Annotated in this window: 5 protein-coding genes and 1 pseudogene; 5 read left to right on the top strand and 1 reads right to left on the bottom strand. The window is 70.4% G+C overall.

Annotated elements, in window-relative coordinates; all coding sequences use genetic code 11:
• The first annotated feature begins 178 nt into the window (after window positions 1–178).
• From ACFYSH_RS30585 to ACFYSH_RS30575, 3 genes and pseudogenes are all read left to right on the top strand, one after another.
• A complete protein-coding gene (locus ACFYSH_RS30585) occupies window positions 179–2,128 on the top strand; it encodes a Zn-binding domain-containing protein (protein ID WP_388756643.1) in 1,950 nt (649 codons plus the stop codon).
• Window positions 2,125–2,940, top strand: a pseudogene (locus ACFYSH_RS30580) (DNA helicase); the annotation flags it as partial. The gene ACFYSH_RS30585 and the pseudogene ACFYSH_RS30580, both read left to right, overlap by 4 nt.
• Entirely contained in the window at window positions 2,940–3,098 is a 159-nt protein-coding gene (locus tag ACFYSH_RS30575; protein WP_388756640.1) for a hypothetical protein, read from the top strand. The pseudogene ACFYSH_RS30580 and the gene ACFYSH_RS30575, both read left to right, overlap by 1 nt.
• 90 nt (window positions 3,099–3,188) lie before the next feature.
• Here the strand turns inward: ACFYSH_RS30575 and ACFYSH_RS30570 are convergent, their stop codons facing one another.
• On the bottom strand, window positions 3,189–3,761 hold the full coding sequence (locus tag ACFYSH_RS30570) for an adenylosuccinate lyase (RefSeq protein WP_388756637.1): 573 nt from the start codon (window positions 3,759–3,761) through the stop codon (window positions 3,189–3,191).
• A 341-nt stretch (window positions 3,762–4,102) separates the two neighbouring features.
• On the opposite strand from ACFYSH_RS30570, the gene ACFYSH_RS30565 reads away from it, so the two are divergent.
• A complete protein-coding gene (locus ACFYSH_RS30565; protein ID WP_359476027.1) occupies window positions 4,103–5,884 on the top strand; it encodes a 3-hydroxybutyryl-CoA dehydrogenase in 1,782 nt (593 codons plus the stop codon).
• Between the two features lie 100 nt (window positions 5,885–5,984).
• Window positions 5,985–6,800: a TetR family transcriptional regulator gene (locus tag ACFYSH_RS30560; RefSeq protein WP_359476024.1), complete on the top strand. Its 816-nt coding sequence runs from the start codon at window positions 5,985–5,987 to the stop codon at window positions 6,798–6,800.
• The last annotated feature ends 2 nt before the right edge of the window (window positions 6,801–6,802 follow it).

Genomic DNA, 6,802 nt, shown 5'->3' with positions numbered 1-6,802 from the left:
GCTGCACACCTACAATCACCACCGCGGACACACCGCGCTCGCAGGCAAACCACCCGCCAGCCGCGTCCCCAACCTCACAGGGCAATACACCTAGGAGCAGGGCAAGGGCGAGGACGTACCGCTGCTGCTCGCCCATGAGCTGGTCACGGAGGCCGTACGCATTCTGCTGCCGGTCTCCGTGGCGCGTGCGAAGGAGCGGCTCGCCTCGTTCACGGCGGCACTGTTCGCGGGCATCGCCGCCCGGTACGGAGGCGATCCCGACCACATCGACATCGCAGCGGCCTCGATGCCGGACAGCGGGGACGGGCTGGGCGCCGAGTACCCGAGGCGCTTCCTGGTCATCCACGACCGCCTGCCCGGGAGCACGGGCTATCTGCATCGTTTGGCATCCGCGGATGGATTCCGGGAAGTGCTGCTGAAGGCGCGCGAGGTGATCGAGAACTGCGGTTGCCGCGAGAAGGGCCTCGACGGCTGCCACCGCTGCCTGCTGCGGCGCGTTCCGCCGGGCGACTACGACAAGGTGAGCCGCCAGGAAGTACGCCAGATGCTGGACGAGTTGCTGGGCGCGGACGGTGAGCGGTGGAGTACTTCGCCGGTCGTGACGACGCAGCACATTCCGATGGAGCAGCAGGCGGAAAGCGACCTGGAGGTCGTCTTCATAGACACGCTGCGCAAGTGGGCCTCGCTGCCCGGCAGCCGTGCGAGCGGTGACGCGTACACGACTCCAGCGGGTACGCACGCCCTCGACCTCCGCCTGACGGGGGCCGATGGGAAGACGTTCAGCTGGCGGGTCTCCCAGCAGCGGGTGCTGGACGGCACCCGCCCGGACGTCCTGTTCGAGCGGCTCGACGCGCCGGGCCCCCGGGTCGCGCTCTACCTCGACGGTTATGCGTTCCACGCAGGCCGGAAGTACAACAGGATGGCGGACGACGCCGCGAAGCGGACCCGGCTGCGAGCGGACGGCATACGGGTCTTCCAGCTGACGTACGCCGACGTGAAGGAGTGGCAGCGCCGGGTCCTGGACACCGGGTATGCGGGAGCCGGCCCCGCTTTCCCGGTCTGGCGTCCATACGGTGACTCGGCGCAGGCGAAGGCCCGCGGCTACTACGCGAGTGTGCGCAAGGGGCTGCCCGGCGAGCTTTCCGAGACCGTGTGGGTGAATCCTTCGGATGTGCTCCTCGCGTACTTGCGTGACCCTTCGGCTGACAAGTGGTTGTGGCGAGCGGAGGCGGCGGTCGCAGGATTGCTGGGAGCCGGGGCACGGGGCGGGCCTGTGGACTCGGTCGGAGACGAGATCGTCCGGGCCTTGAAGGGTGCGGATCCGGTGACCGGGCCCGGTGGGCGGGTCCAGGTGTACACGGCCGTGGACGCCTCGCAGTGCAGGCTGGTGTTCGCAGTGGACAGTCGCAACCGGCCGCCCTCTTGGTCAGCTCTGACCGTCATCGATGACGCGGACGGCGTCTTCGCCGACGAGGAGTCACACAAACGGCGTTGGCGTGGCTGGCTGTACTGGAGCAATCTGCTGCAGTTCCTGGAGCACGGTGGAGGCGACAGCCTTCAGCTGACAGCCGGGCAGCTGGGCGACTTCGCACCCGAGGCACTGGCGGTCACGGGCGGGGCGGGGCTCCTCTCGACGGTGCTCTCCTTGGAGGCGATGGCCGTTCCGCTTCCGCCGACCGAGCCGGCCGAGACCGTCATCGTTCCTGCCGCGCCTGCCACCCCTGCTGCACCAGGCCGGGACCCGGGCTGGGACCAGGTCATCGAGCACCTCGACCCGGACGAGGTGGGGCTCCGGGACCTCGTCCTACGCCTCGCTGCGGTGTCCGCCATCCCCGTGCCGGCGGATGGTCATGAGCTGGACGACCGCGGCTGGATGGCCGAGTTGGCCTGGGTGGACGCGCGCATCGGTGTCGTTCTCTCGCCGCATCCCGCCGCCGGGGACGATCGCGACCCCGAGAGCGAGGACCGGGACAGGGCCTTCGCCGACGCCGGCTGGGAGGTGCGTCCGGCGACCGCCTGGACGGCCCAGGAGATCGCGCAACGGCTCGGCGTACAACCATCAGCCGGTGACACACGTCGTGACCAGCAGAACGACCGCTTCATGAAGGACGGGGAAGACCAGTCGTGACCAACCAGAGTGTGACCCTGCGCCTGCTCGACAAGGCGGACAGGGAGATCCTCAAGCTTCCTCGCTCGGTCAAGGGCGCGATCTACGACTTCCAGCACAAGTTCAAGAACAACCCGGGCTCCACCGGCCTGCAGCTCAAGCAGCTCAAGGGCCACGAGAGACTCTGGTCGGCGCGCATCAACGACGAGTACAGGGCGTTGCTGCTGCGCCTGGCTGCTGAGGACTGGCTGATCGTCTCGGTCAAGCACCGCAAGGACGTCTACGAGCACCTCGACCGGCTCGCGTACTCGGTCAACCGCATCACCGGTGGTATCGAGTACGTCGACCTTCAGGTCGTGGAGGAAAGCGTGCTGGCGGCCCAGGCCGCGAGCACTCCCCAGCCAGCAACCACCGCCGCCCCCGAACCGACCCCCCGTGCGGCACCCGCACCCAAGCAAGCAGCCTCCCCGGCGCACCTTCCGTTGTTCGTCGACTGGACCGAGCAGCAGCTCACGGACCTCGGTGTAGCCGGGCCTCTGATCCCGGTCATTCAGGCGCTCACCACCGAGGACCAACTGCTGGGGCTCGTCGACTACGCGCCTCAGCTGACCGGTGAGGTCCTGCTCGCGCTGTACGACAAGAAGTCGTTCGACGAGGTCCTCGAACAGGTCACCGCGCCTGTCGCCACGCCTGAGACCGTCGACACCGATGACTTCCAGGCCGCCGTCGAGCGCCCCGCTACGATCGTCACGACGACCGACGAGGCTTTGCGCGGGGCCCTGGAAGGCGAGGACTTCGGTCGTTGGAAGGTCCGGGTCTCGAGTACCAACGCATGATCGTGGCCGGAGTCAGCGACGGGCTGATCCCCAGGGACGACGTGAACCGGAGGCGTACCACCGATCCGGTGCGCCACCGGCGTGAGGTCCAGCAGGCCCGCTCGCTGCTGTTCGTCGCCACCACGCGGGCCCGCGACAGCCTGGACATCTTCTGACACGGCACACCGAGCCCCTTCCTGGCGCCGCTGGTGACGGCCGGACGGTGATGGGCGCCAGTCGGCTGCCCTCTCAGCTCGTACACCCCCTCAGCCCCCCGGCAGCCGCCTGAGCGCCTCCGCCGCCGCCGCGCCGAGGCGCGGATGCGGCAGGGCGGCCTCCAGGGCCGGGCGGGCCCGGGCATCCCCCAGGCTCCCCAGGCCCTCGACGCAGGCGAGTGCGACCCGCCAGTGCGGCTCGTCCGGGGCCAGCAGCCGGTGCAGCGTGCTGACCAGGGCGGGCACCGACTGGGGGGCCCGCAGTGCGGTCAGCAGCCGCACCGGGTGCAGGGCGTAGGCGGTCCGCAGGCTGTTGGTGGCGAGCGCGGCCGCCGCCCCGGGTGTCCGGGGGTCGCCGAGCACGAGGAGAGCGTGCGCGGCCGATACACAGCGCTCCGCATCGCGGTGGTTGAGGAGAAGGACCAGTGCCTCGAAGGCCCGGCGGTCTCCTCGGCAGCCGAGCCGGAACGCCGCCATCTCGCGGGCCCACAGCGGGCGTTCGCGTTCCACGAGGACCCCCGCCAGCTCCTCGTCGTCGTCCGTGGCAAGCAGTCGGCGGAAGGCCTCCGACTCCCCGGCCTCGTCCGCGATCCGGTCCGTCAGTGAGCGGAACTCCTCATCCATGACGCAGAGTTTATCGACGTACACACACGGTGTCCGCACAGTGTGTGCCAGTGCACAAGCGGGCAGGGCTGGCGCGCTCGTTACCCGACAGTTAAGCTCAGGTGAGCGGGGCACACACCCGCCGGCTCCGGTGGCCTGGTGACGCAGCCATCCGGGGTGCTTGTCGGTTCGGCAGTTCGAGAGACGCGGCTCGGGACAGAGCCCGTCACCTTCCCCCGGTGCGCTCCGAGCGACCGGGACCGTGCACCACGACACGCGATTTCCGCACACCGAGCGCCCGTTGCTCCGGCCGCGCGCGCCGCCGTGCTCCTCTCAGTCGTCACTCACCCTGGAGTCCCGTGATGGACACCCCGCTCACCACCATTGCCGTCGTCGGCCTCGGCACCATGGGCACCGGCATCGCCGAGGTCCTGGCCCGTGCGGGCCGCGAGGTCATCGGCATCGACATCGACGAAGCCGCCGCCCGGCAGGCCGTCGCCACCCTGGAGGCCTCCACCGAGCGCGCCGTGCGCCGCGAGCGGATCACGGAGCAGGAGCGGCACGACATCCTCGCCCGGTTCCGTACGTTCTCCGACCTGCAGGCCGCGGCGGAGGCGGAGCTGGTCATCGAGGTCGTGCCGGAGACGTACGAACTCAAGCAGCAGGTCTTCCGGGAGCTCGACGCGGTGGTCTCCCCCACCGCGATCCTCGCGACGGGCACGAACGCCCTGTCCGTGACCCGTCTCGCCGCCGAGTCGCAGCACCCCGAGCGTGTCCTCGGCCTGCACTTCTTCAATCCGGCGCCCGCGATGAAGCTCGTCGAGGTGGTCTCCTCCGTGCTGACCGCCCCGCCCGCCGTGGAGAGCGTCACCCGGCTCGCCCGTGAACTGGGCAAGGAGCCCGTCGCGGTCGGCGACCGTCCCGGCTTCGTCGCGGACGGTCTGCTGTTCGGCTATCTCAACCAGGCCGCGGCGATGTACGAGGCGAACTACGCCTCCCGGGAGGACATCGACGCCGCCATGAAGCTGGGCTGCGGGCTGCCGATGGGCCCCCTGGCGCTGCTCGACCTGATCGGCATCGACACGGCCCGCACGGTCCTGGAGGCCATGTACTCCGCCTCCCACGACCGGCTGCACGCACCGGCCCCGGTCCTCGGGCAGCTCAGCGAAGCCGGTCTGACCGGCCGCAAGGCGGGCCGCGGTTTCTACACGTACGACGTCCCCGGCGGCCAGACCGCGGTGCCGGACGCGCTGACCCCGGCGGACAGCACGGGCGCGGTCACCGGGCGCGAGGTGTCCTCGGTGGGCGTGGCCGGGTCGGGGACCATGGCCTCGGGCATCGCGGAGGTCTTCGCGAAGGCCGGATACGCCGTGGTGCTCGCCGCGCGCAGCCAGGAGAAGGCGGACGCGGCCAAGGCACGGATCGCCAAGTCGCTGGGGCGTTCGGTCACCAAGGGCCGGCTGACGGAGGAGGCCCGGGGCGAGACGCTCGCCCGGATCACCGCCGCGGGTTCGCTGGACTCCTTCGCCGACGTCGATCTCGCGGTCGAGGCGGTGGCCGAGGACCTGGAGATCAAGCGGCAGCTCTTCCAGACCCTGGACAAGGTCTGCAAGCCGGGTGCGGTGCTCGCGACCACCACCTCGTCACTGCCGGTCGTGGCCGTCGCCAAGGTGACCTCGCGTCCCGAGGACGTCGTCGGGATGCACTTCTTCAACCCCGCGCCCGCGATGAAGCTGGTCGAGGTGGTCCGCACGGTGCTGACCGCCGACGATGTCCACGCCACGGTCCGCGAGGTCTGCGTCACGGTGCGCAAGCACCCCGTCGACTGCGGTGACCGGGCCGGCTTCATCGTGAACGCGCTGTTGTTCCCCTACCTCAACAACGCGATCAAGATGGTCGAGGAGCACTACGCGACGCTCGACGACATCGACGCGGCGATGAAGCTGGGCGGCGGCTACCCCATGGGGCCCTTCGAGCTCCTGGACGTCGTCGGCCTGGACGTCTCGCTCGCCATCGAGAAGGTGCTGCACGGCGAGTTCCGCGACCCGGGTCTCGCCCCGGCGCCGCTGCTCGAGCACCTGGTGGCCGCGGGCTGCCTCGGCCGTAAGACGGGGCGTGGCTTCCGCGAACATGCCCGCCGCTGACCCCTGCGGTCGCGGGGCCGGGTGGGGCGGGTTGCTGGGGCCCTCGGGCGACCCGCCCCCACGGGCGCACCCTCCCGCACCGATGGGTTACGTTCACCTCATGTCCCAACCCGCCAAGTCCCCTCGTTCCCCCGCCGCGACGGACGCCCCGGAAAGTGCCGCCGGCACCCGGGCCGCCGCCCAACGGCTCAAGATGCGCCGCGAGCTGGCGGCCGCGGCGATGGAGCTCTTCGCCACGAAGGGGTACGAGGCGACGACGGTCGACGAGATCGCCGGTGCCGCGGGAGTCGCCCGGCGCACGTTCTTCCGCCACTTCCGTTCCAAGGAAGAGGCCATCTTCCCGGACCACGACGACACCCTCGTCAGGGCCGAGGCCGTCCTCAACGCCGCCCCGGCGCACGAGCACCCGCTCGACACCGTGTGCCGCGGCATCAAGGAGGTCATGAAGATGTACGCGGCGAAGCCTGCGGTCTCCGTGGCCCGCTACAAGCTGACCCGTGAGGTGCCCACGCTCCGCGAGGCGGAGATCGCCTCGGTGGCTCGCTACGAGCGGCTGTTCACGCGCTACCTGCTGGGCCATTTCGATGAGCGTGACCACCATGTGGGCAATGACGATCCGCTGCTCGCCGAGGTCGCCGCCTCCGCCGTGGTGACCGCGCACAACCACGTGCTGCGGCGCTGGCTGCGCGCGGACGGCCAGGGCGACGTGGAGTCGCAGCTCGACCACGCGTTCGCGATCGTGCGGGACACCTTCGGCACCGGGATCGGAGCGGGGCGGACCGCGGGTGGCGAAGCCGGGAAGCCCTCTGCGGCCTCGGTGTCCAGGGAGGGCGAGGTGCTGGTGACGGTGGCCCGTACCGACGCGCCGCTCGACGAGATCATGCGCACGATCCAGCAGGCGCTGAAGGAGCACTGAGC

Origin of the sequence: Streptomyces sp. NPDC005791, from assembly GCF_042871485.1 — a bacterium.
Lineage (GTDB): Bacteria > Actinomycetota > Actinomycetes > Streptomycetales > Streptomycetaceae > Streptomyces.
The sequence above is the reverse complement of the archived record's forward strand: the minus strand, read 5'-3'. Positions and strand labels throughout refer to the sequence as shown.

What these genes read in the sequence shown, in the direction of transcription:
- ACFYSH_RS30565 (WP_359476027.1), top strand. Translation starts at nt 4,103, where the DNA reads ATGGACACCCCGCTCACCACCATTGCCGTCGTCGGCCTCGGCACCATG.
- ACFYSH_RS30570 (WP_388756637.1), bottom strand. Translation starts at nt 3,761, where the DNA reads ATGGATGAGGAGTTCCGCTCACTGACGGACCGGATCGCGGACGAGGCC.
- ACFYSH_RS30560 (WP_359476024.1), top strand. Translation starts at nt 5,985, where the DNA reads ATGTCCCAACCCGCCAAGTCCCCTCGTTCCCCCGCCGCGACGGACGCC.
- ACFYSH_RS30575 (WP_388756640.1), top strand. Translation starts at nt 2,940, where the DNA reads ATGATCGTGGCCGGAGTCAGCGACGGGCTGATCCCCAGGGACGACGTG.